The sequence below is a fragment of the Candidatus Binatia bacterium genome (assembly GCA_029243485.1).
GTDB lineage: Bacteria > Desulfobacterota > Binatia > UBA12015 > UBA12015 > VGTG01.
This window is the reverse complement of sequence record JAQWRY010000007.1, coordinates 24,894-49,657: the sequence shown is the minus strand read 5'-3', so window position 1 is coordinate 49,657 and position 24,764 is coordinate 24,894. Positions and strand designations below refer to the sequence as shown.

The 24,764-nt window shown below is 66.7% G+C and carries 24 protein-coding genes; all 24 read right to left on the bottom strand.

From position 1 onward, the window contains the following. Positions 1-16: 16 nt before the first annotated feature. From P8R42_03940 to P8R42_03825, 24 genes are read right to left on the bottom strand one after another with little or no spacing between them, the layout of a single operon-like run. Complete coding sequence (locus tag P8R42_03940; GenBank protein MDG2303801.1) at positions 17-412, bottom strand: Rid family detoxifying hydrolase; 396 nt, start codon at positions 410-412, stop codon at positions 17-19. A 52-nt stretch (positions 413-464) separates the two neighbouring features. Then, positions 465-2,612: a bifunctional (p)ppGpp synthetase/guanosine-3',5'-bis(diphosphate) 3'-pyrophosphohydrolase gene (locus tag P8R42_03935; protein MDG2303800.1), complete on the bottom strand. Its 2,148-nt coding sequence runs from the start codon at positions 2,610-2,612 to the stop codon at positions 465-467. Between the two features lie 44 nt (positions 2,613-2,656). Next, complete coding sequence (gene gmk / locus P8R42_03930) at positions 2,657-3,238, bottom strand: guanylate kinase (protein ID MDG2303799.1); 582 nt, start codon at positions 3,236-3,238, stop codon at positions 2,657-2,659. A gap of 41 nt (positions 3,239-3,279) precedes the next feature. Beyond that, positions 3,280-4,158 carry a YicC family protein gene (locus P8R42_03925; protein ID MDG2303798.1) on the bottom strand — a complete coding sequence of 293 codons (879 nt, stop codon included), beginning with the start codon at positions 4,156-4,158 and terminating at the stop codon, positions 3,280-3,282. Continuing rightward, complete coding sequence (rfaE1, locus tag P8R42_03920; GenBank protein MDG2303797.1) at positions 4,155-5,174, bottom strand: D-glycero-beta-D-manno-heptose-7-phosphate kinase; 1,020 nt, start codon at positions 5,172-5,174, stop codon at positions 4,155-4,157. Before rfaE1 ends, P8R42_03925 begins: the two co-directional genes overlap by 4 nt. Then, positions 5,171-6,271, bottom strand: a complete 1,101-nt coding sequence (locus P8R42_03915) for a glycosyltransferase family 4 protein (GenBank protein MDG2303796.1) — start codon at positions 6,269-6,271, stop codon at positions 5,171-5,173. The genes rfaE1 and P8R42_03915 overlap by 4 nt, the downstream gene beginning before the upstream one ends. After that, the gene (locus tag P8R42_03910) at positions 6,268-7,818 is read right to left on the bottom strand and encodes a glycosyltransferase (protein MDG2303795.1); all 1,551 of its coding nucleotides are present in this window, start codon (positions 7,816-7,818) and stop codon (positions 6,268-6,270) included. Before P8R42_03910 ends, P8R42_03915 begins: the two co-directional genes overlap by 4 nt. Further along, entirely contained in the window at positions 7,815-8,546 is a 732-nt protein-coding gene (locus tag P8R42_03905; GenBank protein ID MDG2303794.1) for a lipopolysaccharide kinase InaA family protein, read from the bottom strand. The genes P8R42_03910 and P8R42_03905 overlap by 4 nt, the downstream gene beginning before the upstream one ends. Continuing rightward, entirely contained in the window at positions 8,543-9,208 is a 666-nt protein-coding gene (locus P8R42_03900; protein ID MDG2303793.1) for a hypothetical protein, read from the bottom strand. Before P8R42_03900 ends, P8R42_03905 begins: the two co-directional genes overlap by 4 nt. After that, on the bottom strand, positions 9,205-10,263 hold the full coding sequence (waaF, locus tag P8R42_03895; protein ID MDG2303792.1) for a lipopolysaccharide heptosyltransferase II: 1,059 nt from the start codon (positions 10,261-10,263) through the stop codon (positions 9,205-9,207). The genes P8R42_03900 and waaF overlap by 4 nt, the downstream gene beginning before the upstream one ends. A gap of 32 nt (positions 10,264-10,295) precedes the next feature. Then, complete coding sequence (locus P8R42_03890) at positions 10,296-10,463, bottom strand: Trm112 family protein (GenBank protein ID MDG2303791.1); 168 nt, start codon at positions 10,461-10,463, stop codon at positions 10,296-10,298. Between the two features lie 14 nt (positions 10,464-10,477). Beyond that, entirely contained in the window at positions 10,478-11,425 is a 948-nt protein-coding gene (locus P8R42_03885; protein ID MDG2303790.1) for an NAD-dependent epimerase/dehydratase family protein, read from the bottom strand. Further along, positions 11,422-12,555 (bottom strand): tetraacyldisaccharide 4'-kinase, encoded by a 1,134-nt coding sequence (lpxK, locus tag P8R42_03880; protein ID MDG2303789.1) that lies wholly within the window; start codon positions 12,553-12,555, stop codon positions 11,422-11,424. Before lpxK ends, P8R42_03885 begins: the two co-directional genes overlap by 4 nt. Continuing rightward, positions 12,552-13,877, bottom strand: coding sequence for a 3-deoxy-D-manno-octulosonic acid transferase (locus P8R42_03875; GenBank protein ID MDG2303788.1), 1,326 nt, complete (start codon positions 13,875-13,877; stop codon positions 12,552-12,554). Before P8R42_03875 ends, lpxK begins: the two co-directional genes overlap by 4 nt. Continuing rightward, complete coding sequence (locus P8R42_03870; protein ID MDG2303787.1) at positions 13,865-14,314, bottom strand: hypothetical protein; 450 nt, start codon at positions 14,312-14,314, stop codon at positions 13,865-13,867. Before P8R42_03870 ends, P8R42_03875 begins: the two co-directional genes overlap by 13 nt. Then, positions 14,311-15,057, bottom strand: a complete 747-nt coding sequence (locus P8R42_03865; GenBank protein MDG2303786.1) for a lysophospholipid acyltransferase family protein — start codon at positions 15,055-15,057, stop codon at positions 14,311-14,313. The genes P8R42_03870 and P8R42_03865 overlap by 4 nt, the downstream gene beginning before the upstream one ends. After that, a complete protein-coding gene (locus tag P8R42_03860) occupies positions 15,054-16,877 on the bottom strand; it encodes an ABC transporter transmembrane domain-containing protein (protein MDG2303785.1) in 1,824 nt (607 codons plus the stop codon). Before P8R42_03860 ends, P8R42_03865 begins: the two co-directional genes overlap by 4 nt. 13 nt (positions 16,878-16,890) lie before the next feature. Next, the gene (gene lpxB / locus P8R42_03855) at positions 16,891-18,036 is read right to left on the bottom strand and encodes a lipid-A-disaccharide synthase (GenBank protein MDG2303784.1); all 1,146 of its coding nucleotides are present in this window, start codon (positions 18,034-18,036) and stop codon (positions 16,891-16,893) included. Next, positions 18,033-18,974, bottom strand: a complete 942-nt coding sequence (locus P8R42_03850; GenBank protein MDG2303783.1) for a Gfo/Idh/MocA family oxidoreductase — start codon at positions 18,972-18,974, stop codon at positions 18,033-18,035. Before P8R42_03850 ends, lpxB begins: the two co-directional genes overlap by 4 nt. Then, on the bottom strand, positions 18,971-19,810 hold the full coding sequence (gene lpxI, locus P8R42_03845) for a UDP-2,3-diacylglucosamine diphosphatase LpxI (protein MDG2303782.1): 840 nt from the start codon (positions 19,808-19,810) through the stop codon (positions 18,971-18,973). The genes P8R42_03850 and lpxI overlap by 4 nt, the downstream gene beginning before the upstream one ends. Positions 19,811-19,833: 23 nt before the next feature. After that, on the bottom strand, positions 19,834-21,105 hold the full coding sequence (gene lpxA, locus P8R42_03840; protein ID MDG2303781.1) for an acyl-ACP--UDP-N-acetylglucosamine O-acyltransferase: 1,272 nt from the start codon (positions 21,103-21,105) through the stop codon (positions 19,834-19,836). 22 nt (positions 21,106-21,127) lie between these two features. Next, on the bottom strand, positions 21,128-21,658 hold the full coding sequence (locus P8R42_03835; protein ID MDG2303780.1) for an OmpH family outer membrane protein: 531 nt from the start codon (positions 21,656-21,658) through the stop codon (positions 21,128-21,130). A gap of 41 nt (positions 21,659-21,699) precedes the next feature. Continuing rightward, positions 21,700-24,084 carry an outer membrane protein assembly factor BamA gene (bamA, locus tag P8R42_03830; protein MDG2303779.1) on the bottom strand — a complete coding sequence of 795 codons (2,385 nt, stop codon included), beginning with the start codon at positions 24,082-24,084 and terminating at the stop codon, positions 21,700-21,702. After that, positions 24,081-24,731 (bottom strand): ABC transporter ATP-binding protein, encoded by a 651-nt coding sequence (locus tag P8R42_03825; protein MDG2303778.1) that lies wholly within the window; start codon positions 24,729-24,731, stop codon positions 24,081-24,083. Before P8R42_03825 ends, bamA begins: the two co-directional genes overlap by 4 nt. Positions 24,732-24,764 lie beyond the last annotated feature (33 nt).

The following is a 24,764-nucleotide window of genomic DNA, read 5'->3' as shown; positions in this document are numbered from 1 at the left end:
GCGCCCGGTCCAGCCCCTAGGAGGCCACGGCGATCGCGTCGATTTCGACCCGTGCCCCCTTTGGCAGGGAGGCCACACCGACCGCCGCCCGGGCCGGTCGGGCGTCTCCCAGGCGGCGCGCGTAGATCGCATTCACAGCCGCAAAATCGGCAATATCGACCAGATAGATCGTCGCCTTGGTCACCCGCCCGAAATCGGCCCCGGCGGCCGCCAGAACGGCTTCCAGGTTGGTCAGCACCCGCTCGGTCTCAGCCTCGACACCCCCCGCGACCACCTCTCCCGTCTTCGGATCCAACCCGATCTGCCCGGAGCAGAATATCAGTCCACCAGCGACCACGGCCTGGGAGTAAGCGCCGAGCGCGGCGGGGGCGTCTTCGGTGGCGACGGCGGCGGGTGCCTTGGCAGATTCCATGGACGGGATCGTGGGGGAGGCCGCGGCGGGCGTCAAGCCGACACGGCCGCGCTCACCCGCGAACCCGGTCGACGCGCATCACGCCCTTCACCCGACTCAGGTTTCGGATGACCTTGTTCAGATCAGCGATCCCGAGGACCATCACCTCGAACGTGTTCAGTGCCTTTCCGTCTTCGATGCCGCGCGCATCCGCGTTCCGGATGTTCACCCCGGTCTGTGCGATTGCCTTGCTGATGGCCGCGAGCAGGCCCGGCTGATCGATGCAGAGCACCTCGAGGCGAATGGGCCGGAGCGAGTCGGGCTTCCCGTCCCAGACGCACTGGACCCGGCGTTGCGGGTCCGCTTCGAGCGCCGTCGCGCATTCGGCGGAATGGACCGTCACGCCCCGACCGTGCGAGCTGAGGCCGGTGATCGGTTCGCCCGGCAGCGGATCGCAACAGCGCGCGACGCGAACGAGGACGTCGTCCAGTCCGGAAACCTTGATCCCGCTCGCCGCCGGGCGGCGAGCCACCACTCGGAACAGACGAGCGAGCGGGCCTTCGCGGACCTCCGGCTTCTCCAGCTCTTCGGCCGGCACCAGCCGCTCGATGACCTGACGCGGGGTGATCTTCCCATAGCCGACATCCGTGACGAGGCTCGCGAAGTCTTCGACCCCGAGTTCGTGCGCCACACGGTCGAGCGTCCCGTCGGAAGACAGCTTCACGAGATCGAGGTTGAAGTGTGCGAGATCCCGCGCCAGGATCTCCCGCCCAACCTCAACGCTCCGAGTCGACTCCTCTGCCTTGATCCACTCTCGGATGCGCTCCTTCGCGCGCGGCGTACGTACCATCTTCAGCCAGTCCCGACTGGGCTGCTGGTGCTGGGTGGTGATGATCTCGATCGTGTCGCCGTTCTGCAGCTTGTAGCGCAGAGGCACCAGACGTCCCGCGACGCGGGCGCCGGTGCACCGATGTCCCACTTCGGAGTGAATTCGGTACGCGAAATCGATGATCGTCGCGCCAGCCGGGAAGTGCAGAAGATCGCCCTTCGGTGTGAACACGTAGACCTCGTCCGGCACGAGATCTTCTTTGAACGAATGCAGGAACTCGTTCGGATCTCGCACGTGCTGCTGCCACTCCAGCATCTGACGGAGCCACTGAAAGCGCTGGATCTCCTCCTGGTCGATCCCGCCGCCTTCCTTGTGCGTCCAGTGCGCGGCGATCCCCTGTTCGGCGAACCGGTGCATCTCGGAACTGCGTATCTGAACCTCGATCCGCTCGCCGCGGGGCCCGATCACCGTCGTATGGAGCGACTGATAGCCGTTCCCCTTGGGCAGGGCGATGTAGTCCTTGAACCTCCCCGGAACCGGCTTCCACTGCCCATGCACGACGCCGAGCGCCTCGTAACACTCCCGCGCCGTGTCGACGACGACGCGAAACGCGACCAGGTCGTAGACCTGTTCGTACAGGAGGTTCTGGCTCCGCATCTTTTGGTAGATCGAGTAGAAGTGCTTCGGGCGGCCGTGAACGAAGCACTCCATGCCCGCCGCTTCGAACTGCCTCTCGAGGACGGCCTGCACTTCGCGGATGTACTTCTCGCGCTCGGTCTTCTTCTTCGAGACCGCGCGCTTGAGTTGATAGAACACTTCCGGGTGCAGCGCGTGGAGAGCGTTGTCTTCCATCTCGCTCTTCATCCAATAGATGCCGAGGCGGTGCGCGAGTGGAGCGAAGATGTCGAGCGTCTCCTGCGCGACCTTGGCCTGCTTGTCGGGCGGAAGCCCTCCGAGAGTGCGCATGTTGTGCGTGCGGTCCGCGAGTTTGATGAGGATCACGCGCAGATCTTCCGACATCGCGATGATCATCTTGCGGATGTTCTCCGCACGGTGCTCCTCGCGGGTCCGGAAATTGATCTGCGAGATCTTCGTCACACCGTCCACGAGAGTGGCGATCTCGGATCCGAAGAGTGCCTCGACCTGGCCGAGGCTCGTGAGCGTGTCCTCGACGGTGTCGTGCAGGAGGCCCGTCACGACGCTCGGGACGTCGAGCCTCAGATCGCCGATGATGCTCGCGACCGCGAGAGGGTGCGAAACGTAGGGTTCGCCGCTCGCCCGTCGCTGGCTCTTGTGCTTCTCGGCCGAGAATTCGTACGCACGGCGGATGAGATCCAACTCCGCACCGGGCAGGTACCCCTGGATCTTCGAGACGAGTCCCTCGAGTCGCACCCGCTCAGCGTAGGAGCGGCGCCGGGGCACCGCAAGCGATCACGTCAGTCCAGCGTCGGATCCGGGACGCGGGTGAGCCGTAGCCGCTCCGCCATCAAGATGGCTCGGATCTCCGCCGCGGCCACATCGCGATCCTCGTTGATGATCCGATAGTCGTAGACCTCGGTCTCCGACGTAGCACTCATCTCGGTACGAACCCGCTGGAGTCTGCGCGCCACCTGCTCTTCGCTATCGGTCCCTCGCGAGCGCAACCGACTCTCCAGTGCAGCGAAGCTCGGCGGTACGACAAAAATCCCGACGGCGTCGGCGCCGTAGAGCTTCTTCAGGGCGCGCGCTCCCTGGATGTCGACGTCCAGCAGAACGTCCCGGCCTTCCCGGATCGCATCTTCGAGGGGGCCGCGCGGCGTCGCGTAGGCGTGGTCGAACACCTCGGCCCACTCCGCAAACTCCCCGGCTTCACGCCGCTTGTCGAACTCGTCCGCGGCGACGAAGAAGTAGTCGCGGCCGTCGACTTCCCCCACCCGCGGCTGCCGCGTCGTGAGAGAGACCGAAAGCGAGAGCCCTCGATCCGCGTCGAGCGCGACCTTCACGAGTGTCGTCTTCCCGCCGCCCGATGGGGCCGACACGACGAAGAGAACCCCTCGCCGGTTTGCTGCGGACCCCGGGGTCATTCGACGTTCGCCACCTGCTCGCGGAGCTTCTCGATCTCGCCCTTCGCCTCGAGGACCGTCTCGGTCATCGGCAGGTGATTCGCCTTCGAACCGACGGTGTTCACCTCGCGCAGAATCTCCTGCAGCAGGAACTCGATCCGCTTGCCGACCGGATCTTGGGCATCGAGGAGATCGCCGAGGGCAGCCAGGTGGCTCTCGAGCCTCGCCAACTCCTCGGATACGTCTCCACGATCGACCGCGAGCGCGACCTCTTGAACGATCCGTGCGGGCTCGGGCGCCTGTTCTCCCATCAAATCGGCGATACGGCCGTTCAGCCGGTCCATAAGGACCTTGCGAAGCGTACCGGCCAGCTTTGCCGCACGGGCGCGCAGGCGCACCAAGGCCTTCAGACGCTTCTTCATGTCCTTCTCGAGGTGTGCACCCTCGCGAACCCGCTCGCGGTCGTGCGCCTGAAGCGCCCGCTTCAGAGCCGTTCGGATCGCGGTGGCGTCCTTGGCCGGTTCCGGGGTCTCTTCCGCCGTACGCACGATGTCGCCTGCGGCGGACCGCAGGAACGCCAGATCGAGGTCCCCGGGCAGTTTGAGTTCCTTGCCCACGCGTTTCCAGGCCGACGTGATCTCACGCGCAAGCTTCAGGTCGGCCTCGACCTTGGTCTTCCGTCCCGCGCGCCCTTCACGTCTTACGGACACTTCGACTCGGCCACGCTCGACACAAGCCTGAACGATCTTGCGCAGATCCGCTTCGAGTACCTGTTGTTCACGCGGAAGCCCGATTCGCAGTTCGAGGAAACGCGAGTTCACGCTCTTCACTTCGACGGTCACTCGGCCGCCGGGGGCCGCAACCTGGGCGCCCCCGAACCCGGTCATGCTCTTCATGGCTTCCGTCTCCGTGTGGTGGTGCGCGGCCGGGCGTTTCGGACCGCGGCCAGTAGTTCCTTGGGTTCCAACGTCGCGGTTCCAACCTTGCCAACCACGATGGCCGCCGCCAGGTTGGCGAGAAGCGCCGCTTCCTCCAACGTGCCGCCCGCGGCAAGTGAGAGCGATGCGACCGCCATGACCGTATCGCCCGCACCCGTGACGTCGAAGACCTCCCGCGCAACGGCCGGGAAGTTCCGGGGCGAAGCCCCGCGCTGAAACAGCGAAAGACCGTTCTCCCCGCGCGAGATCATGACGGCGTCGCTCTGCCATCGGTCGAGAAGCTTGCGGCCCGCGGCCCCGAGCGACTTCGTATCCTCGATCTCGAGCCCGGCGGCGGCCGTGGCTTCGACCTCGTTCGGCTTCACCAACGTTGCGCCACGGTAGGAATCGAAGTTCGGCTGCTTGGGATCGATGAGGTACGCGAACTTTCCGGACTCGCGTCGGTCCGCCAGGAAGTCGAGCAGGGCCGGCGACACGGCCCCCTTCCCGTAGTCGGACACGAGAACCGCGTCCGCACCGCGGAGCTTCTTCCCGACGACGTCGAGCAGGCGCTTCGTCAGACGTGGGCTCGGTCGCCGGGCCTCGCGGTCGAGCCGAACGACCTGCTGGCTGTGCGCGAGGATGCGCGTCTTCTCGATGGACTGAACTTCGGCCGTCGTGAAGAGCCCGGACGCATCCGCGCCGAGTTTCTTCAACAGATCCGTGATCGTGCGCCCCGCCGCATCACGGCCGATCCAACCGGCGACGACCGGCCGAGCACCGAGCGAGGCGAGGTTGGCGACGACGTTCCCGGCCCCCCCGGGATGCACGCTCTCGTGCGTGACGCGCACGACCGGCACCGGAGCCTCCGGCGAGATTCGGCGGACGTCGCCGAAGATGAACCGATCGAGCATGAGGTCCCCGACCACCAGAATCCGCTTCTTGGCGAACGCCGAGACGAGGCGAAGGAGTCTGCGCTGTTCCGATGCCGTCATGAATCCGATTCGCGGGCCGGCCGGCCCACGAGCAGGCGTTCGTACACCGCCTCGTTGCCTCGCGCCATCGCCTCGGTCGAGAACTGGGCGGCGCGCAGGCGTCCCGCGGCTCCCAGCCGGGCGCTCAGCTCGGGGTCCCGGAGACACGCTCCGAGCCCGTCGGCGAAGGCCCGTACGTCTCCGATCGGCACCAGAAGCCCCTCGATGTCGTGCCGGATCGTCTCCATGAGGCCTCCGACGCGGCTCGCCACGACGGGCCGTCCGCTCGCCATCCCCTCGACGGCCGCGACGCCGAGCCCCTCGGCTACGGAGGGCTGCGCCACGACGTCAGCCGCCGCGAGAACCGGAAGAACGTCTTCGATGTGGCCGAGCAGCCGAACGCGCTCGGACAGTCCGAGCGTGCGCGCTTGTGCGTTGAGAGCCTCGTGCTCGGGCCCCTCGCCCGCCGCCAGACAGAGGACGTCGAGGCCCTCTCCGCGCAGCGCGGCGACGGCCTTGAGAAGCACCGAGTGCCCTTTGCGAGCATGCAGGCTGCCGACGATCGAGACGACCTTCTGCTCGGCATCGATGGAGAGCGCGGCGCGACCCGACGCCCGATCGGCCTGCGCGAAGTGATCGACCGCCACACCACTCGGTACGACCGTCACCCGCTCCGGCGCGACCCCGCGAGAACCCATGGCGGAGCACGCCGCCTGCGACACTGCGATGATCCGATCGACTTGGTTGTACAACCAGCCCACGTAAGCCCGCGCGCCGCGGGGCGCGTAGTCCATTCGGCGCGTCACCACAGCCGGCGTTCCGGATGGACGGTACGCCGCAAGAGACAGAGCCCGCGCGGTGTGGAGGTGAACGATGTCCGGCTGATGCGCCCTGACCAATCGGCGCAGCGTGAAGCCGCCGCGCGGATCGTGCCCGAACTCTGCGCGAAGGTCCTCGACGAGGAAATCGGCCGCCGCGGCACGCGTTCCGAGCTCGCCACTCGTCGGCGTCGCCAGGACGGACGTGTGCCCGTGTTGTCGAAGGTGCGTCACGAGCGCAAGGACCTGTGTCTCGCCGCCGCCGAAGGTGTACTCGGGATCTACGTGAAGGACTTTCATGTTCGGTTCTCGGAAGCTTGTGCCTCTTCGTCCGCCTTCACGTGCTTGACGTGGACGTAGAGGGCCGAAGCCAGAGCGATGAAGAAGCCGGGAAACCCCTCCTGGCAGCCCCGCCCCACCAGCCAGGAGCGAAGGAAGCGGGCCGGCGGCCGAAGATAGAGCCGGTCCCATCGCGCGCGGCGGGGCTTCGCCCGAGCCCCCACGTCGGTGAGGCAATCGATCGAGTGCAAATGGTGGGCAACGTTTTCATAGCTCAGATGCCAGAGTGGCTCTTTGACCTTCCCAATGCGTCCGTGGACGACGGCCTTCTCGTGCGGGTCGACGCCCCCCCACTCCGCCTTCTCGCGCCGGAACAGCCGAAGCCGCCGACTCGGGTACCATCCGCCACGCCACCACCACCGTCCCAGATAGCGAACGAGACGCGGGACCTGAAATCCGTCCCATCCAGCCCCATCGTGCGCGAGCATCCACTCGAGTTCCTCGCGCAGGGGCTCCGGGACGCGCTCGTCGGAATCGATGTTCAGCACCCAGGGCTGTGTGGTCTGATCGAGCGCGAACTGCTTCTGCGCCCGGTGGCCCGGCCATGGGTTGTGGAGGACCCGGTCGGTGTACTCGCGGCAAATCTCGACCGTGGAGTCCTTCGACCCACCATCCACCACGACGATCTCGTCGCACCAGGCGACGCTCTCCAGACAGGGCCGGATGAGCCGCTCCTCGTCCTGACAGACAATCATCACGGAGATGCCGGGGCGCTCCGTCGGGCGCTCCCGCATCCGGCGCCGCATCGCCAGGAGGCGGCGCTGCTTGCGACGACGCTCGCGGTCGACGTCCTGCGCGAGCGCTGCGACGGATTCGCCCGGTGCACCGAGCGCCCGGGTGTACTGCCCGAGCATCAGCAGCCGCTCTCGCGGCGTCGTCTCCCACGACAGCCGCCAACACAGCTGAACCAGGTTCCGGATCCGACGCCGACGCGACACCCCGCCACGCGGCAGGCGGGCGCGATCGAGGTCGACGAGCAGAACCCGCGGCTCCGCGTCGCCCGCTTCGCGCAACATCAGGTTCTCGTGCTTCAGGTCGGGCACGTAGATGCCGGCGTGGTGCAGCTTCGCGACGAAGCGACCTACCGAACGCGCGAGCTTCCGACGCCCCTTCGGGTCGAGCCGCAACAGGACGGCCAGGAGTGGCTCGGCATCCTCGACCGCGGCCGTGATCATATGACACGGCTGCGAGGGCCAGCCCGCATCCTCGACGCCAAAGACTTCAGGCACGGCCACGCCGGCAGCCGCGCACGCCTCGGCGACGACTTGCTGCGCGACCGCAGGCGACGTCGCGAAACGATCCCGCAGTCGGGACCACTCGGTGTTCGGATGCCGGGCTTTGACGACGACCGCTTCACCGGCGGGACCTGCCCCTTCGACCCACACGACGAACCCGTGTTCGTTCTCCTTCAGAACACGACCGCCGACACCACCCGCACGCACGCGCTCCGCCTCGCGAACGACGAACGCCGCGTCCCACTCCTTCCGAGCCCGCGCGACCGCCGTCATCGACCAGCCTCGAGGACCACCGCGAGCTCGCGGCGTGCCTGCGCTCTCGAGAGCCCCGGGAGACCCAGCTTTCCGATCGAGCGGGAGAGGCGACGATGCGCCATGCGACGGCCGACCCATCCCACCGGGCTCGTACCTGCGACGGCGCGATCGAAGTCGATCACAGCAACCTTCTCGTCGAGCGAGTCGCCGACGAGCAGGTTCGTCACGTTCAGGTCCGGATGTCGCACCCCACACGTGTGCAGCTGCCGAACGGCCGCGGCCGCAACGGCCAACCAGCGCAGTCGCTCCTCCCCGGACGACGCCTCCAGGAGCGCCTCGCGAAACGTCCGACGCTGCTCGAGCCCCCGCGTCACGAGAACGCCCCGGTACGGGACACCGAAGACCGCACCGTCAAACGGCTCCACGACGGCGGCGAGGACTTCCGGCGCAACCACTCCCGCTCGGCGCGCCGCCTCGGTGGCCACCAGTTCGCGCCACGGCCGCGGGGGGCGCCCAAAATAGGCCTCCCCGAGAACCGTACCGAGCAAGCCCCCGTGCCGATACCGGCGAACGAAGGCCTCGGCGCCGTCGTCGAGCGGCGCACGCGCGAGGCCGCCGCGCCCACCGATGCCGACCGACTCGCCCGCCGTGCGCGCCCGCTGCACCCAGTCGGGGAGACGGCTCTCGTATCCACAGCGGACCAGACTCCCGGCCGCGGTCAGGCGAAACCCCTCCGGCACTCTCACGACGGCCGCCCCACTTCGGCATTGCGCAACTCCCAGAGCTTCGCGGCAGCCGCCGCCGCGGCAAAGCTTTCGAGAAACGCGACCGTGATCGTTCGCTCACCCGCCCCACGCGCCCCCATCCAACCACGCAGAGTACCGACCATCGGTGCGAGAGCGAGCGCGCCCCACCCCGCGACCTCACCGACGTGCGCCCCGAGTGCGGCCGCGATCGTGCTCTCTTCGTTGATCGAGCGCAGGTGGTCCCCCACGCGCTCGGGCGCCGACACCCGAATCGTGCAATCGAGTCGAACGATCTCGGCCCCCGCCACGGCTTTGGGCCCGCGGAGCGCGAACCGCGCCGCCCCGGCTTCCGCAACGACGACGCGATCTCCGAGCGGAACTGTGCCGCCCGCGCGTTCGGCTACGTGCGGCGCGACGCCCACCCGCGGGCGGCCGACGACTCCGAACCGACCAAGCGCATCACGCAGGTCTGCGTCGATGCGCGTCCGCGGGCTCAGCCAGACAAAACCGTCTCGCGCAGGATCGGGAAGGATCGCGGGATCCAGCGGCGCTTGCAGGACGACCGGGGACGTGGTCCAGCCTTGCAAATCGGCGCTCAACTCGACGCTCGGCGGGCCGGCGACGATGACCGGCAGCGCGAAGACCGGCTCGACGCCGCTCATTTCGCGACGCCCCCGGAAAGCAGCGCAGTCCCGGCCGAGACGACCTCGTCCGAGTCGACCTCCGCCAGGCACTCGTGCGTGCCGATGGGACACCGGTCTCCCCCGTGACGCGAGCAAGGACGACAGTCGAGCTGCCGCTCGACGATTCGAACCCGGTCCCCCAGAGGGGCGAATCCCTGCGAAGGGACCGTCGGTCCGAACATCGTCACGACGGGACGGCCGAGCGCGGCCGCGATGTGCGCGGGCGCACTGTCGTTCGCCAACACCAGCCGTGCGCGCGCGATCCATGCGACGGCATCCGCGATCGACGTTTCGCCCGTAGCATCGATCGTAGCGCCCCCCACGGCGGCCACCTCGGTCGCGATCTCCGCGGCGAGCGGTCGATCGTGCGGCGTACCGATCACCACGACGCGACCCCGGTCGGGGCGCACGAGACCCGCGGCCGCCTCACCGAACCGCTTCGCCGGCCACTGCTTCGTCGCCCAAGCCGATCCCGGCGCCACGACGAGCAGGTCTCGGTCGCTGCAACCGAGCTCGTCCAGACGCTCGGACACCCGCCGCGCCGACGCCGGATCCACGTCGAGATGCGGATCGGGCCGGCTCGACCCGACGTCGATCCCGAGCCCCTCCGCGAGCGCCACGAGTCGGTCTCGCGCGTGCGCGCCCTCCTTGTGGACGCGCTGATGATAGAGCCACGCGCCCGGGCTGCCGGCGTACCCGACGCGCAGCGGGATTCGCGCACGGGCGAGTAGCAGAGCCGTGCGGAGCGATCTCTGGATGCCGACAGCCGCATCGAAGCCCATCGTGCCCAACCGAGCGCCGAGGCGGAGGACGCCGCCGAGGCCACTCTCCGCACCGCGCTTGTCAAAGGAGAGTACCCGACCCGCTCCGTACGTCGGAGTGAGAACCGAGACCGCATCAGGTCGAACCAACCACCAGATTTCGGTGTCGGGTCGGGCATCCGAAATCTCGCGCGCGAGCGCCGTGCTGAGCACGACGTCGCCCAAGAAGCTGGTCTGCGCCAGCAACACCCGACCGGCCACTGGCGGTACCATCTCTCCGAGCGCGCCCAAGAGGGCGTCGCCCGTCAGAGCGGGCTCGCCTCGTCGATCAACATGACCGGAATGTCGTCCTCGATACGGTAGCGCAGCTTGCACGTACCGCAGTCGAGCCCGCTTCCCTCGTTACTCAGCGCGATCTCGCCCTTGCATTTGGGACAGACGAGAATCTCGAGAAGCTCTGGACTGATTGCCATTCGTCGCCCTCCTCTTAATCGGCGCGGATCTCGTCCCGAAGCCATTCCAACTCCGCGGCAAGACCCTCTCGAAGCTCTGTTTTCGGTGTCCAGCGAAGCTCTTGCCGCGCGGCGTCAGCCGCGGCATGGGTGTCACGCACGTCACCGAGCTGTTTGTCCAGGCGCCGAACCCGCGGCTCTCGCCCGGTCAGCTCGCCGATGATTTTCAAGACGTCGTTCACGCTGACGCGCGAACCGCCTCCGATGTTGTACGCCGCTCCCGGCGTCCCGTTCTCGATCGCGAGTACGTTCGCGGCTACGGCATCTGCAACGAACGTGAAGTCCCGCGTCTGCTCGCCGTCGTCGTACAACTGAAGCTCTTCGTCTTGCAGCTGCGCTCGCAGGAATCGGTTGAAGGCCATGTCGGGACGCTGACGGGGCCCGTAGACCGTGAAGTACCGAAGAGAGATCGTCGGAATCCCGCTTGCCTGCGTGTAGAGGCGGCACAGGTGCTCGGCGGCGAGTTTGCTCACGCCGTAAGGCGAAATCGGCCGCGGGAGCGTCGTCTCGAGCGTGGGCAGCTCCGGCGCATCACCGTAGATCGAGGAGGACGACGAGTAGACGAAGCGCGGCGGGTTCGTGCGCGAGCAGGCTTCGAGAAGCCGCTGCGTCGCGTGGATATTCGAATCGACGTAAATCCGAAAATCCTGCCCCCAGCTCGCACGAACACCGGCCTGTGCAGCCAAGTGTATGACGGCGTCACAGCCCTCGGCGAGAGGCTCGAGCGACGCGGTTGCGAGATCGGCTTCGACGAACGAAAACCCATCGTGACTTCGCGGACCTTCGAGATTCCGCTCCTTCACCGCGCGCGGGTAGTAATCGAGAAAGCAATCGACTCCCGTTACCGTGTCGCCGCGTCCGAGCAGCGCCTCCGCCACGTGCGAACCAATGAAGCCCGCCGCCCCCGTCACCAAAACCTTCATAATCCACCCTCGTCAGCCGGTCCGTTAGCACGAGTTGCGCGCAGGCGCAGCCGCTCCTGCACGAGACTGTACAACCGCTCCTCGTCGGCCTCTCCGAGCGAAAAGTCCACACGGAGCGCCGCGAGACGCCCCCGGGCGAAGGGAAACCGGCAGAGCTTCACGAGATCCTTCTCGGTGCAGACGACCAGGTCGGCGCTGTGCGCCGCCTTGTTGATCCGGTGCCAGTCGGACTGGGTAAATCGATGGTGGTCCGGATACTCGAGCACCTCGACGGCCTGCGCCTCGAGCTGGCCCAGCAACTCGTAGAACGATCTGGGTTCGGCAATCGCCGAGACCGTGACCACCCGGCGCCCGACGAGATCCCCAATCGAGCGGGTGCGAAGCTCCCCATCCTCCCATTGGCTGAGACTCACCGGCTTGAGCTCCGCAGAAAACAGCGGAACGTCGCTCGCGTAGCGTCGCAGCGTGTTCGCGAGCGGCCCGACCGGAGACGTCTTCGTCACGATGATCGCCTGAGCACGCGAGAGAGCGCGCAGCGGCTCGCGGACGGGCCCAGCGGGTAGCAGCGCTCCGTTTCCGAACCCCGCACGGCCGTCGACGAGGACGATGTCCATGTCGCGCTCGAGGCGCCAATGCTGGAACCCGTCGTCGAGAACGACGACGTCCGCCCCTTCCTTCTCGACGGCCAGCGCCACCGCAGCCGCGCGGTCGGCGCCGCAGACCACGGGCCCTCCGAAGCGCGCGGCGAGCAGGGACGCCTCGTCCCCGATCATGTCCACGTCGAGCAACGGGCGACCGTCTCTCCCGACGACCTCGGTCCGACCAGCGAGATTCCCGCCGTACCCGCGCGTGACGATGGCAGGCTTGTGACCATCCTCCCGGAGTCGACGTGCAAGCCATAGAGTCGCCGGCGTCTTACCCGTCCCGCCGACCGTTAGGTTCCCGACACTCACCACGGGCACGCCGGCCTGCCGTGTCCGGAACACGCCCGTACGGAACCCCACGCGTCGCCCGGCGACGCCGAGACGATAGCCCCACTCGAGCGGAGCCAGAACAGTTCGCAGCAGCCCTCGATTCGACCAACTGCGTACGAGTCGCTCGCGGCTCGTCGGCGGCGCGTCCGAACTCATCGTACCGCTGCCTCGGAAGCGGCCTGCTCCACGTACTGCCAGGTTCGGGCGAGACTCCCCGCGGACTCCTCCGCGACGGCGCGTGCGGCCTCTCCCGCCGTCGCGTCCGGTCGCGCATCGATCCGGTCGGACACCGCCTGAGCAAGTTCCGCGGCGTCGTTCACCACGGCGGCCGCGCCAACGGACTGCAACCTCTCGGCCAGCTCCCGTACCGAGTCGAGGTGCGGGCCTACGATGATCGGCACACCACACCGGGCCGGCTCCAGAAGGTTGTGCCCACCGATCGGCACGAGCGAGCCGCCGATGAAGCAAGCAGTCGACGCCGGGAAGCAGCCCGCGAGCTCACCGATCGTGTCGAGCAGGAGCACGTCGGCGGCCTCGAGGGTCCCGCCGTCGGCGGTAAGTTCCGTCCGGCGGAGGTACCGGATGTGCTCCTCGTCGAGGAGCGCCGCGATCGCCTCGAAGCGCTCGGGATGCCGCGGTGCGAGGATCCAGAACGGCGCCACGGCCTGCCCACCGAGCAGCCGAAGGGCGGAGAGGACGATCCGTTCTTCACCCTCGTGCGTGGACCCCGCGACGATGACAGGACGGCCCAGCCTGCGAATCTCGTCGAGGAAAGCGGGACTCGGAGCCATCCGACCGTCTCCCTTGAGCGAGCCGGTCACGACCACCCGCGCCGCATCGACGCCGAGTTCAACCAGCCTCTCCCGGTCTCCGTCGCCCTGAACGCAAAACCGGGTGACGCGCGCGAGGATGTCGGCACTCCACACCGGAAAGCGGCCCAGCGTGTCGGCGGCGCTCTCGGAGATCCGTCCGCTCACCTGCACTGTCGGCACGCCCATCTCCGAAAGCGTCGTCAGCAGGTTCGGCCAGATCTCGTTCTCACTGAACAGGAAAAGATCCGGGCGTAACTGCCGGGCCACACGGGGCGCGATTCCGGGCAGATCGAACGGGAAGGCGCGGACCTCGGCGAACGGCAGGATCGTGCGCGCCACGTCGCAGCCGGTCGCCGTGAGTGCGCTTACGACGACACGCCCCTCGGGATGTTTTTCCCGCCATCGGTCGACCAACGGACCGATCCCCTCGACCTCTCCGACGGAGGCAGCATGAGCCCACAGCGTCGGTCGGCCGTCGGATTGCGGCCAACCCCACCCAAGACGATGGGTCAGCCCGCGCCGCCAAGACGGCTTGAACAGACTCACCAGCGCCGCGAACGGTCCGACGAGCAAAACGCCGACGACCGCGAGCAGATTGTATAGGCGTAGGCGCGCCGACGGACTCGAGGACTCGCCGTACACCGCGGCCGCGCTCAGTAGACCCACTTCCCGCCGGCGTAGCGAAAGAGCTCCGTCACCTCGACGCGCTCGATGATTTCGGGTTGGCGGGCACGAGCCGCGTCCTCGGTCTCGCCGACGAGCCGTAGCTTCAACTCGAGATATACGAGCTTGCCGATTGGATGCGTTTCGACGTTGGACAGGGGAAGGATCCGGTAGTTGGCCGTATCGTATCCGATGAAGATGGTCTGGACGCCGCCCCCGGCCGGGCTCCATTTCGCCTTGCCCTGGTTGAAGCGCTGGCGCTCCCGTAGCTTCTCCATCCAACCCGACGCGAACGTCTCGAACTTCTTGCGGATCGTCTCCGGGTCTTCGGCCGCGAGGGCCTCTCCGACGGTGACGACGCGATCCACCAACGGCTCCGTCGCAACGACGCCGAGGGCGATCATGATGGCCACCAAGCTTCCGATCCCGATCCGTCTCATACCCGCTCCTCCTGCCGCCTCCGGCGAGGCGGTCCGCCGCGTATATACTCTGCGGTGAAGCCGGATGCGACGCCCAGCTCCCGGTCCGCCGTCTCTGTCGCCCGATTCAGCCGCCGTTCGAGCTCGAGACGCGCCTCTTCCATGGCTTCCTGCGAGGCATCGCTCGACACCCAGATCGGCTCCTCGACCGCGTAGACGATCTCGGTGAACGGCCACGGGATGCACAGCCAGTCCCAGCTCTTGGCAACGACTTTCTGACGACGAGCCGCAGTGGACGTGGGAAAGATGGGCAGCCCGGTCGCCCGGGCGAGCTGAACCACACCGCCCTTCGCCCGACAGCGTGGCCCCCGCGGCCCGTCCGGGACAACCACCAGGTCGCGCCCGCGCTCTGCCGCCAGCAGGAGCCCCTTCAGGCCCCCTACCCAGCCCTGCGACGAGGAGCCGTGGACGACCTCGACCCCCAGACGCTCGATCGCCCTCGAGATCAAGGCGCCGTCGCGGTGCCGGCTGTTCATGATGCAGGCGCCCGCCCCTTTGTAACCGAACGGCGTCATCACCATGCGACCGTGCCAGAACGCCATGATGAGCTGGTCGCCTGCCGCGAACCGCGCCAGGATGTCCTCCGCTCCGACATAACGGTGGCGACTCGTCGCGGCGACCACTCGCAGCACGAGGTGAATCAGGTAGCCGCCGACCTCGACAACGAAGCGCTCACCCTTCGATCCCCGCGGGACCAGCTTCACGCGGGTCTCGGGTCCGCGTCGGCGGCAACGGCATGTGCGAGCGCCTGCTGGTCGTGCAGGCTCCGGTACGCGGCACGCCGCTCGTAGAGCTCCTCGTGCGTCCCCTCCTCGATGATCCGTCCGCGGTCGAGAACCACGATCCGGTGGCAGCGACGGATGGTCGAGAAGCGGTGCGCGATCACCAAAGTCGTGCGGCCGTCCATCAGGTGGTCGATGGCATCCTGCACGAGCCGCTCCGATTCCGAATCCAGCGCAGACGTCGCCTCGTCCAAGATGAGGATCGGCGCGTTCTTCATCAGGGCCCGCGCGATGGCCAGCCGCTGCCGCTGCCCGCCCGAAAGCATCACCCCGAGCTCACCGACGACCGTGTCGTACCCGTCGGGTAACTCGGAGATGAACTCGTGGGCGTGCGCCGCGCGGGCGGCCGCTTCGACCTCGTCGGACCGCGCCACGCTGCTACCGTAGGCGATGTTCGCACGGATGGTGTCGTTGAACAGGAACGTGAACTGCGTGACGATCCCGATCTGGTCCCGCAGGGAAGCGAGCGTCACCTCCCGAAGGTCGGTGCCGTCCACGGTCACCCGCCCAGACGTCGGATCGCAGAAACGGGGGATGAGATCGGCCAGCGTCGACTTGCCGCCCCCACTCGCCCCGACCACCGCGACCGCCTCACCTCGCTTCAGGGTGAGGTCGATGCCGTCCAACGCGGCTTCCGCGTCGAGCCCCTCGGACTTCGCTCCAGCAGCCGCCGCCGCGCGATCACCCGCTCGCTTGGGGTACTGAAACCGAACGGCTTCCAACCGAATGGCGTCGGACAAAGGCCCGAGCGCGAGCGCACCGGCCCGTTCGTCGATCTCGTCTGGCTCGTCGAGGATCTCGAAGACACGACTCGCCGACGCGAGCCCGCGTTGGATCTCGCTGTTCACCTTGGCGAGGCGCTTGAATGGCTCGTATACGAGCATCAAAGCCGCCATGAAGCCCAGGAACGCCCCCTGCGTCCGCGTGCCCGACAGAACGCTGTAGCCGCCGTACCAGATGACCCCAGCCGCCCCGAAGGCGGCCAGCATCTCCATGATCGGCTGGATGAACGCACGCGCGCGCGTCGCCTTCATCTGATAGTGGAAGACGCGCCGGCTCTCGGCCGCGAACCGCTCCTGCTCGTAGGCCTCCATCCCGAAGGCCTTCACCACCCGGTTGCCCTGCGCGGTCTCCTGCAGGAGAGCCGCGAGCGTCCCCAACGCTTCCTGCCCCGCCCGCGCGTGGCGCCGCAAGCGACTCGAGAGCTGAATCACGGGAAGGACCGCAATCGGGAAGCCCACGAAGGCGATCAGCGCCAGTGACCAATCCAGAACGAAGGCCGCGGCGAGGAGCGCAATCAGCGACGTCGTGTCTTGCAGGAGGGCGATCGTACTCTGGGTGAGGGCCGTGTTCACCTGCGTTACATCGCTCGTCGCACGCGAGACGATCGCGCCCGTCGGCGTCCGGTTGAAGAACGACAGCGGGAGATGCTGAACGCGCTCGTTCAACGCCTTGCGGAAATCGACGACGATCTTCTGTGCCACCCATTCGATGAGATAGCTCGAGCCGTAGTTCGCGAGGCTTCGGACGGCGAAGACGAGCAGCGAGAGGACCGGAAGCCAGGCCAACATCGCCCAATCCCGGGCAGCGAAGATGTCGTCGAAGACGTTCCGGATCAGGAAGGGCAGGTAGAACGTGGTCGCGCTGAAGACCAACATGCACGCCGCGCCGCCCACGAACCGCGGCCAGACGTACGGGCGCAGGTAGGACAGCAGGCGCCGATAGCTCGTGCCGCGCTCCATACTCCTGCCGTTCCTACCGAAGTCCGGCGGACCCGACAAACATCATGTCGGCCGCGATCTTTGCCGCTCGGCCCGCCGCGCCCGGCTTGCCGAGGCGAGCCCGCACCTGCCGTAGATCCTCCTCGATCTCCGCGCCACGCGCAGGATCGTCCAGGATCAGGCGCGCTTCCGCCGCGATCCGTTCGGGCGTGACCTGGGACTGCAGCAGTTCGGGCACTGCGCGCTTGTGGAGAACCAGATTGGGCATTCCGAAGAATGGGACCCGGACCAACGCACGAGCGACCGCATAGCTGAAGCCCGACAGCCGGTAGCAAATCACCATGGGCCGCCCGAGGAGAGCCGTCTCGAGAGACGCACTCCCCGAAGCCACGAGGACAAGATCGGCGGCTGCCACGAGATCGTAGGTCTCATCCACGACTCGGGGCAGGTCCGGCGCCAGCTCCTCGACGGTGGTGCGCAGACTCTCGTCGGCGAGGGCCACCACACCGTGCACCGGGGCCGAGAGGAGCTCGAGGGATCCGCGCATCGGCGGAAGCAGTTCTCGCACCTCCGCCTGGCGGCTCCCCGGCAGGATCGCGACGAGCTGCTTGCCGTCCTCGACGCCCAGAACCTCTCGCGTCTCCTCACGAGACCGGGTGGAGTGCACCGTAGTGAGCGCCGGATGGCCCACGAAGGTGACGTCGGCGAGACCGCGATAAAGTTCTTCTTCAAAGGGGAAGACGACGGCGAGCCGATCCACCCTGCGCGCGAGCGTCTTGATGCGATAGCGCCGCCACGCCCAGACCTGCGGGCTCACGTAGTAGAAGACGGGAACTCCCACGCGCTTCGCCACCGCGGCGAGCCGCAGATTGAAATCCGGAAAATCGATCAGGACCACCAGGTCGGGCTTCCGACCGGACGGCCCTCGCCCGAGAATCTCGTCGCGGAGCCGTCGATAGGAGCGCACGATCGTCGCGGCGCGCGAGGTGACTTCGGTGAAGCCCATGATCGAGAGGTCGGAGGCGGGAACGGTGATGTGCATCCCTGCTGCCCGCAGACGCTCGCCGCCGACACCGGAGACCTCGACCTCGGGCACGAGCGCCCGAAGCTCGCGAACCAACTCTGCGCCGCGCAGGTCTCCGGAGGCTTCCCCGGCGACCAGCAGAACGCGCGCGCTCACTCGGACTCCATCACGGCGAGGATTCTCTCGCACAGCTCGAGGGCCGCGAGCCCGTCTTCCCCGGTTACGGCCGGCCGCGAACGGGTTCGAACCGACGCGACGAACGCGCGAATCTCCGCATCGAGCGCATCCGCCTCGGCGAGGTCGATCTGCTCCCACTTGACGCCGGCAACGCCGGTCGTGCCCGGCGTTCGGCGGGCAATTCGAACCGAACGCTCGCCGAGATCGATCGTGAGGTAGGTGTCCGTCTGAAAGAGGCGCAGCTTCCGCTCGCGCTTGAGAGAAACGCGGCTCGCCGTGATGTTCGCGATTCCGCCGCCGTCGAAGCGGAGGCGGACGTTCGCGATGTCGGGTTTGTTCGTGACGACGGGCACGCCCACGGCTTCCAGCGACGTGATCTCGTGCGGCACGAGCAAGCGCACGAGGTCGAGGTCGTGGATCATCAGGTCACGGACGACGTCGACGTCCGCACCGCGCTCGGTGAACGGCGCGAGCCGATGGCACTCCAGGAAGCGCGGCGCCGTGATCTCACTCGCCAGCCGAGTCAGCGCCGGATTGAAGCGCTCGAGATGGCCGACCTGGAGAATCCGCCCCAGCGCATTCGCCAGCGCGACGAGGTTCGCCGCCTGCTCGGTGTTCGTCGCGAGCGGCTTCTCGACGAGGCAATCAACACCAGCTTTCAGCAGCCGCGTGGCGATGCTCTCGTGGTGCGTCGTCGGGACCACTACACTCGCGCAGTCGATCTCGCCGATGAGTTCGCCGATGTCCTGAACGGCGCGACAACCGAGCCGGTCCGCCAACGCCGTCGCGCGCCCGAGATCGATGTCGGCGACGCCGACGAGTTCGCAGTCTTCCAGCGCCGCATACTTCTCGGCGTGAAACGTCCCGAGGTAGCCCGCACCGACCACTGCCGCACGAAGTCCACCCGACCCGTTCATGTGTCTTCCTCCGGATCAAATGCCACCACGACGATACCAGCGGCGTCGGCTTTGGCGATCAACTTGTCGCGCTCGAGTAAGAGCGTGCGCCCGGCCTCGACGGCCAATACCTTCGCACCGACCTCGTTCATCAGTTCGATCGTATTGGGTCCGACCGCCGGCACGTCGAATCGCAGGTCCTGCCCGGGCTTGCTCGCCTTCACCACGACGGCGCCGCCGCGACCCAACTCGCCGCCGCGGCGGACGGCCGCATCGGTTCCCTCGACGGCTTCGATGGCGAGGACGAGCCCGTTGCGAACCACGACCGTCTGGCCGATCTCGAACCCCCCGGTGACTTTCGCGACCTGCCGACCGAACGCGATGTCTTCGCGCTCCTTCCGACGGGGCTTCTTGCGCGTGAGAACGCCCGGCGGCGGAAGCAGCTCCGGAAGATACTCGGTCGACGGGATCACCGTGATCCCGTCCGCTTCCAACTCTGCGGCGATCCCGCGCAGGAGCTTGTCGTCGTGAACGCTCCGCGTCTTCGCGAGGAACGCCGCGCCCCGAAAATCGGGACGCACGCCGCCCAGGAGCTTCACCTTGGCCAGGCCTCCGGCCATGACGGCACGCGTGCAACCGGCCTTTTTGAAGACCTTGATGATCTTCCCGAGCTCGCCGACGCGCACCCACGTGCATTCCTGCACCACGGCCTCGAGCCCGTCTTCCGTCTCCCCGTGGTGCGCCACCGCGACCACCGGGACCCCGGCGTCGCGGGCACCGGCCGCGACCAGTTGCGGGAAAATTCCGTTGCCTGCGATCAGACCCAACGGTTCGGGAGATCCACCCGTCCGTTCCACTAGAACTCCTCAGGCGGCTCGGCTCAGGGCCGGGTCACGCCACGCTCGCTCGCGGCGACGAACTCCGCCATGGCCTTCGCGGGAGCCGAGTCCGCAAGTTCCTTGTGCACCGCCTTGACGGCCTCCGCGACTCGCATCTTGGAGGAGAACAGCAACTTGTAGGCACGCTTCAACTCGCGGACCTGATCGGCCGTGATTCCGCGTCGCTCGAGACCGACCTGGTTCAGGCCCTTCAACTCGGCCCGGTTGCCGTTCGCCATACAGTAAGGCGGGACGTCCATCACCACCATCGAGCCACCGCCGATGAACGCGGACTCGCCCACCCGCACGAACTGTGCGATTGCCGAGAGCCCGGACACGATCGCGAAATCACCGATGTCGATGTGCCCGGCGAGGGCTGACGAGTTCACGAGAATCGCGTGACTCCCGATGTGACAGTCGTGCCCCACGTGGCTGTAGTTCATGAAGAGATTGTCGTCGCCGATCGTCGTCTCCATACCGCCCCCCTCGGTGCCCAGAGACAAGGTTGCGAACTCTCGGATCCGATTGCGGTCGCCGATGGTCAGACGGCTGTCTTCGCCGGCGTACTTCATGTCCTGGGGAACCGACCCCACAACCGCGTACGGGAAGACCTGGTTGTGGACGCCCAAGGTGGTGCAGCCGTCGATGTGCGCGTGATGCTGCACCTTCGTTCCACGACCGATGCGCACCCGCGGCCCGATGAACGCCTGCGGCCCCACCTCAACGCCCGCCTCGAGCTCGGCACCCACCGAAACGATGGCCGTCGAATGAATCTGAGTGCGCGGTGCAGGCGCAACGGGCTCGCCCGCCGCCGCCTCGGACTCGACTTCGACGGCGGAAAGGTCGGCCTGCGCGACGACTTGCCCATCGACGGACGCCACCCCCCGCATCTTCCACAGCGGGCGATGCTTGCGCTGAAGAGTGACCTCGAGCTGAACCTGATCCCCGGGGAGCACCTGCCGGCGAAACTTCACATTGTCGAGCCCGGTCAGCACGAGGAACAAGCCCTCGCCGTCGTCATCCATGTCGACGGACAGGCCACCTCGGTGCGTGCCCTGAACGAGCAACCCGCCCGCCTGCGCCATCGCCTCGCACAACAGGACCCCCGGCATGATCGGACGGTCCGGGAAGTGCCCGCTGAAGTGCGGCTCGTTGAGCGTCACGTTCTTCACCGCGACGATGCGGCGGTCCGCCTCGAACTCGACTACGCGGTCGACGAGTAGGAACGGGTACCGATGCGGCAAGAGCCGCGAGATGTCTCGTCCCGACAGCATGGAGGCTCTGCTCGTCCCCTCGTTACGAGCGGGCGTCGAACTTCTTGAGGACCTCGGCAGTGATGTCGTCGGACGACTTGAAGTACAGTACCGGGCTCGACCCCAACTCGAGGATCAGCGTGTAACCCTTCGAGTCGCCGATCTCCTTGATGATCGCCTGAAGGCTCGTGACGATCGTACCCGTCAGCTCCTGATCCTTCTTCTGGAGCTCCGCCTGCGAGTCCTCGAAGTCGAGCTTCAGATCGAGACGCTTGCGCTCGAACTCATCTGCGAGCTTCCGGCGCTCTTCCTCGCGCATCACGACGGCCCGGCGCTCGAGATCTTCCTTCATCTTCTCGAGCTCGGTCTTCTTCCCCTGCAGGCGCTTCTCCAGCTTGTCGACCCGCACCTTGAAATCAGCCTTTGCCTTCTTGCCGGCCTTGGACTCCATCAGGGCCTTCTGAAGGTCGACGTAGCCGATTCGAACCGACGTCGCGGCGTCTTCGGCAAGCGCCGGCGCCGCCCACGTGAGGGCCAAAGCGACGACAGGGACGATCCATTTCAATGCTCGCATGCTCATAACTCCTCCACGCGCCACTTTGGGGTGCGGGCAACTCAAAGGGGAGCGCCGAACGAGAATTGGATCGGCTGCTTCTCTTCGTTCTCTTTCGGGTTCAGCGGGACGCCGAACTCGATCCGTAACGGTCCAAAGGGCGAGAGCCAACGAATGCCGAGCCCTGTCGAATAGCGCAAGTTCCCGACGTCGATGCCGTCTTCCTGGAGCCAGGCATTGCCCAGATCGAAGAATGCTACGCCCCGCAGGCCCACTTCCTGGAAAAGCGGGAAGATGACCTCGGTCTGGACGATCAGCTGGTTCGTACCACCGACGGGCTGGTTGTTGATCTCCGCCCCTTGCGGGCTGAAGGTGCTCTCACGCGGTCCCAGGGACCGAATTTCGTAGCCGCGGACGGTATTGATGCCACCTGGGAAGTAGCGATCGATGAGCGGAATCTCCTTGCCGGAGATCCCCTCTTCGCCGAGTCCCCAAGCGACCCGCCCACCGGACGAGAACACGAGCGGGCCGATCCCGGGGATCCTGTAGATCGGCACGAACCAACGACCGCGGCCGGAGAACTTCAAGAACCGGGTCTCGCCCCCGAGGCCGGCGAATTCGAACGAGAAGTCCTGGTAGGACCCGTCGGTCGGGTCGAAGGCGTGGTTCAGCGTGTTGCGCAGGATGCCGGGCGCGATCGAGGAGATGAAGGTGCTCCCCTCGGCCGCGAAGATGCTCGGCGGCGCATCCGGCGCGATGTCGGAGATCTTCGCCCTCTCGAGCCGGTACTCGACGCCGAAGCGCGTGTCCTGGAGGGAGATCGGCGGCGTCCAGGGCAGCAGCTGCACGCGGTCGATGTCGAGCGCTTCAAACGGATAGAGGGCTCGAATCGAGAGGCCCAGGGCCTCACGCGTGAAGTCGGGGAACTGCAGCTGTGCGGTGAACAGCGTGCCCGTCATCAGGAGGTTCGTGTCAAGGAAGTAGGGATCGGTCGCCGACAGGAAGATGTTTCTGCGCACCGAACCGATGTCGGCGTTTGCGACGACGCGCAGACCCCGACCGAGGAAGTTGTTCTCCGACACACGCACGTTAAACAAGAAGCTGTCGGCCGAACTGAAGCCGGCGCCCGCGCTAAACGACCCGGTCGATCCCTCTTTCAGATCGACGAGCACGTTGATCTGGTCAGGAGCGTTGGCCTTTCGCGTGGTGACGTTCACCTCGGAGAAGAACCCCAGCCGCTGCAGCGCATCGCGGCTACGACGAAGATTCGTCGCGGAGAACTTCTCCTGCTCGTTGATCTTCATCTCGCGACGGAGGACCTTGTCGCGGGTCTTGGTGTTTCCCGTGATCTCGATCTTGCCGATCGAGACGGGTGCGCCCTTGCTCACGCGGAAGGTCACGTCGACCTTCTTTTCGTCGGGTCGAATCAGCGTTTCGGGCTCGACGTTGGTGAACGCGTACCCGAGATCTCCGTAGATGTCGGTGAGCCGCTCGACGTCAGTGCGCAGGAGGCTCGAACGGAAGACGTCTCCCTGCTGCGCCTCGATCGACTTCTGGAGGTTCTCGACGGTGAGAATGTCTTCCTGATAGTCGCCCGCGAAGCGGATCTCGCCGAAGTCGTACGGCTCGCCCTCTTCGACCTTCGTCGTAATGATGAGTTCGTTACCGTCACGCGTGACCTCGGGCTTCCCCAGCTTCACGTTGACGTACCCATGATCGAAGTAGAACGCGGTGACGCGCTCCATGTCGGTCTTCAGGTCTTCACGATTGAGCGTGCCCGAATCGAAGATCCACGAGAGGAACCAAGCCTCTTTCGTGGCCATGATCGCCTTCAGCTCGCGGTCCGAGAAATTCTCGTTGCCTTCGAAGAGGATCTCGCCGACGCGAATCGCCTCGCCCTGCTCGATCTGGTAGACGAGATCGACGTCACCGGTGCCGGTCGGCTGCACCTCGGGCGTGATCGTGACGTCGAGGTAGCCTTCCTTCTCGAAGAGCCCGCGCGCCTGCTCGACGCCGCGGCGCACCTTCTCGGGGTCATAGATCGTACGACCCCGGACGCCGAGAGCTTCCTCGAGCTCCTCTTCCTTGACCTCGCTGTCGCCGTTGATCGTGACGTCGCGAATGAGCGGGCGCTCGACGACCCGGAAGATCACGTCGACCTGATTCGCACCCGGTGTCTGCTCGACCTCGATCTGGACGTCGTCGAAGAAGCCCATCCCGTAGACGGAGCGCAGGTCCGCATCGAGCTGCGGGAGATTGATCGGCACACCGGCCTTGGATGCGATGTGAACGCGAATCGCGTGTTCATCAACCCGGGTGTTGTCCGCAATCGTGATGGATTTGACGCGCGGGAACGCCTGCGCCGCCGCCTCGCCGGCGAAGGCCAGGAGTCCGAGACAGAGCACGAGGACCACGCCCAGAACCGTGAGAGACCTTCGCGTCTTCATGCTGTCTCGATGTGACCGTGCGTGAGGCGCAGCCGGCGATCCATGGCGCCGGCGAGCCGGTCACTGTGAGTGACGACCACGCAAGTGGTTCCGACTTCTCCGTTCAATTCGACGAGGAGCCGCTCGATGTCGCTGGCCGTGTCCGGATCGAGATTGCCGGTCGGCTCGTCGGCCAGAACGAGGTCCGGGTGACGGACGACCGCTCGTGCGACGGCAACACGCTGCTGTTCGCCTCCGCTCAGCTCCCCGGGGCGGTGATCGAGGCGGTCGGCCAGACCGACGCGCTCGAGAATGGCCTCGGCGGGCCCTCGCGCCTCCCTGGGATGCTCTCCGGCGATCAGACTCGGCATCATGACGTTCTCGAGGGCGGTGAAGTCCGGCATGAGGTGATGGAATTGGAACACGAAGCCGATCGACTCGTTCCGAAAGCGGGCGAGCTCCTTCTCGCTCTGCTCGGACAGGTCGACTTCGCCGACCCGTACGGCCCCGCTGCTCGGGCGCTCGAGCCCGCCCAGGATGTGCAGGAGAGTGCTCTTCCCCACGCCGGATTCCCCGACGATCGAGACCGTCTCACCCCGCTCGACCGAGAGGCTGATTTCGGAAAGCACGCGCACGGATCGCGGTCCGTCGACGAATTCCTTGGCCACTCCACTGGCCTCGATGTGCGCTCGTTGCCCCAC

Excerpts from the sequence above, each read along its gene's own strand:
- P8R42_03940 (MDG2303801.1), bottom strand. The coding sequence starts at position 412 with ATGGAATCTGCCAAGGCACCCGCCGCCGTCGCCACCGAAGACGCCCCC.
- P8R42_03870 (MDG2303787.1), bottom strand. The coding sequence starts at position 14,314 with ATGAGACGGATCGGGATCGGAAGCTTGGTGGCCATCATGATCGCCCTC.
- lpxA (MDG2303781.1), bottom strand. The coding sequence starts at position 21,105 with ATGCTGTCGGGACGAGACATCTCGCGGCTCTTGCCGCATCGGTACCCG.
- P8R42_03900 (MDG2303793.1), bottom strand. The coding sequence starts at position 9,208 with ATGAGCGGCGTCGAGCCGGTCTTCGCGCTGCCGGTCATCGTCGCCGGC.
- P8R42_03925 (MDG2303798.1), bottom strand. The coding sequence starts at position 4,158 with ATGAAGAGCATGACCGGGTTCGGGGGCGCCCAGGTTGCGGCCCCCGGC.
- rfaE1 (MDG2303797.1), bottom strand. The coding sequence starts at position 5,174 with ATGACGGCATCGGAACAGCGCAGACTCCTTCGCCTCGTCTCGGCGTTC.
- P8R42_03850 (MDG2303783.1), bottom strand. The coding sequence starts at position 18,974 with ATGAACGGGTCGGGTGGACTTCGTGCGGCAGTGGTCGGTGCGGGCTAC.
- P8R42_03915 (MDG2303796.1), bottom strand. The coding sequence starts at position 6,271 with ATGAAAGTCCTTCACGTAGATCCCGAGTACACCTTCGGCGGCGGCGAG.
- P8R42_03890 (MDG2303791.1), bottom strand. The coding sequence starts at position 10,463 with ATGGCAATCAGTCCAGAGCTTCTCGAGATTCTCGTCTGTCCCAAATGC.
- lpxK (MDG2303789.1), bottom strand. The coding sequence starts at position 12,555 with ATGAGTTCGGACGCGCCGCCGACGAGCCGCGAGCGACTCGTACGCAGT.
- P8R42_03835 (MDG2303780.1), bottom strand. The coding sequence starts at position 21,658 with ATGCGAGCATTGAAATGGATCGTCCCTGTCGTCGCTTTGGCCCTCACG.
- P8R42_03885 (MDG2303790.1), bottom strand. The coding sequence starts at position 11,425 with ATGAAGGTTTTGGTGACGGGGGCGGCGGGCTTCATTGGTTCGCACGTG.
- waaF (MDG2303792.1), bottom strand. The coding sequence starts at position 10,263 with ATGGTACCGCCAGTGGCCGGTCGGGTGTTGCTGGCGCAGACCAGCTTC.
- P8R42_03910 (MDG2303795.1), bottom strand. The coding sequence starts at position 7,818 with ATGACGGCGGTCGCGCGGGCTCGGAAGGAGTGGGACGCGGCGTTCGTC.
- bamA (MDG2303779.1), bottom strand. The coding sequence starts at position 24,084 with ATGAAGACGCGAAGGTCTCTCACGGTTCTGGGCGTGGTCCTCGTGCTC.
- P8R42_03860 (MDG2303785.1), bottom strand. The coding sequence starts at position 16,877 with ATGGAGCGCGGCACGAGCTATCGGCGCCTGCTGTCCTACCTGCGCCCG.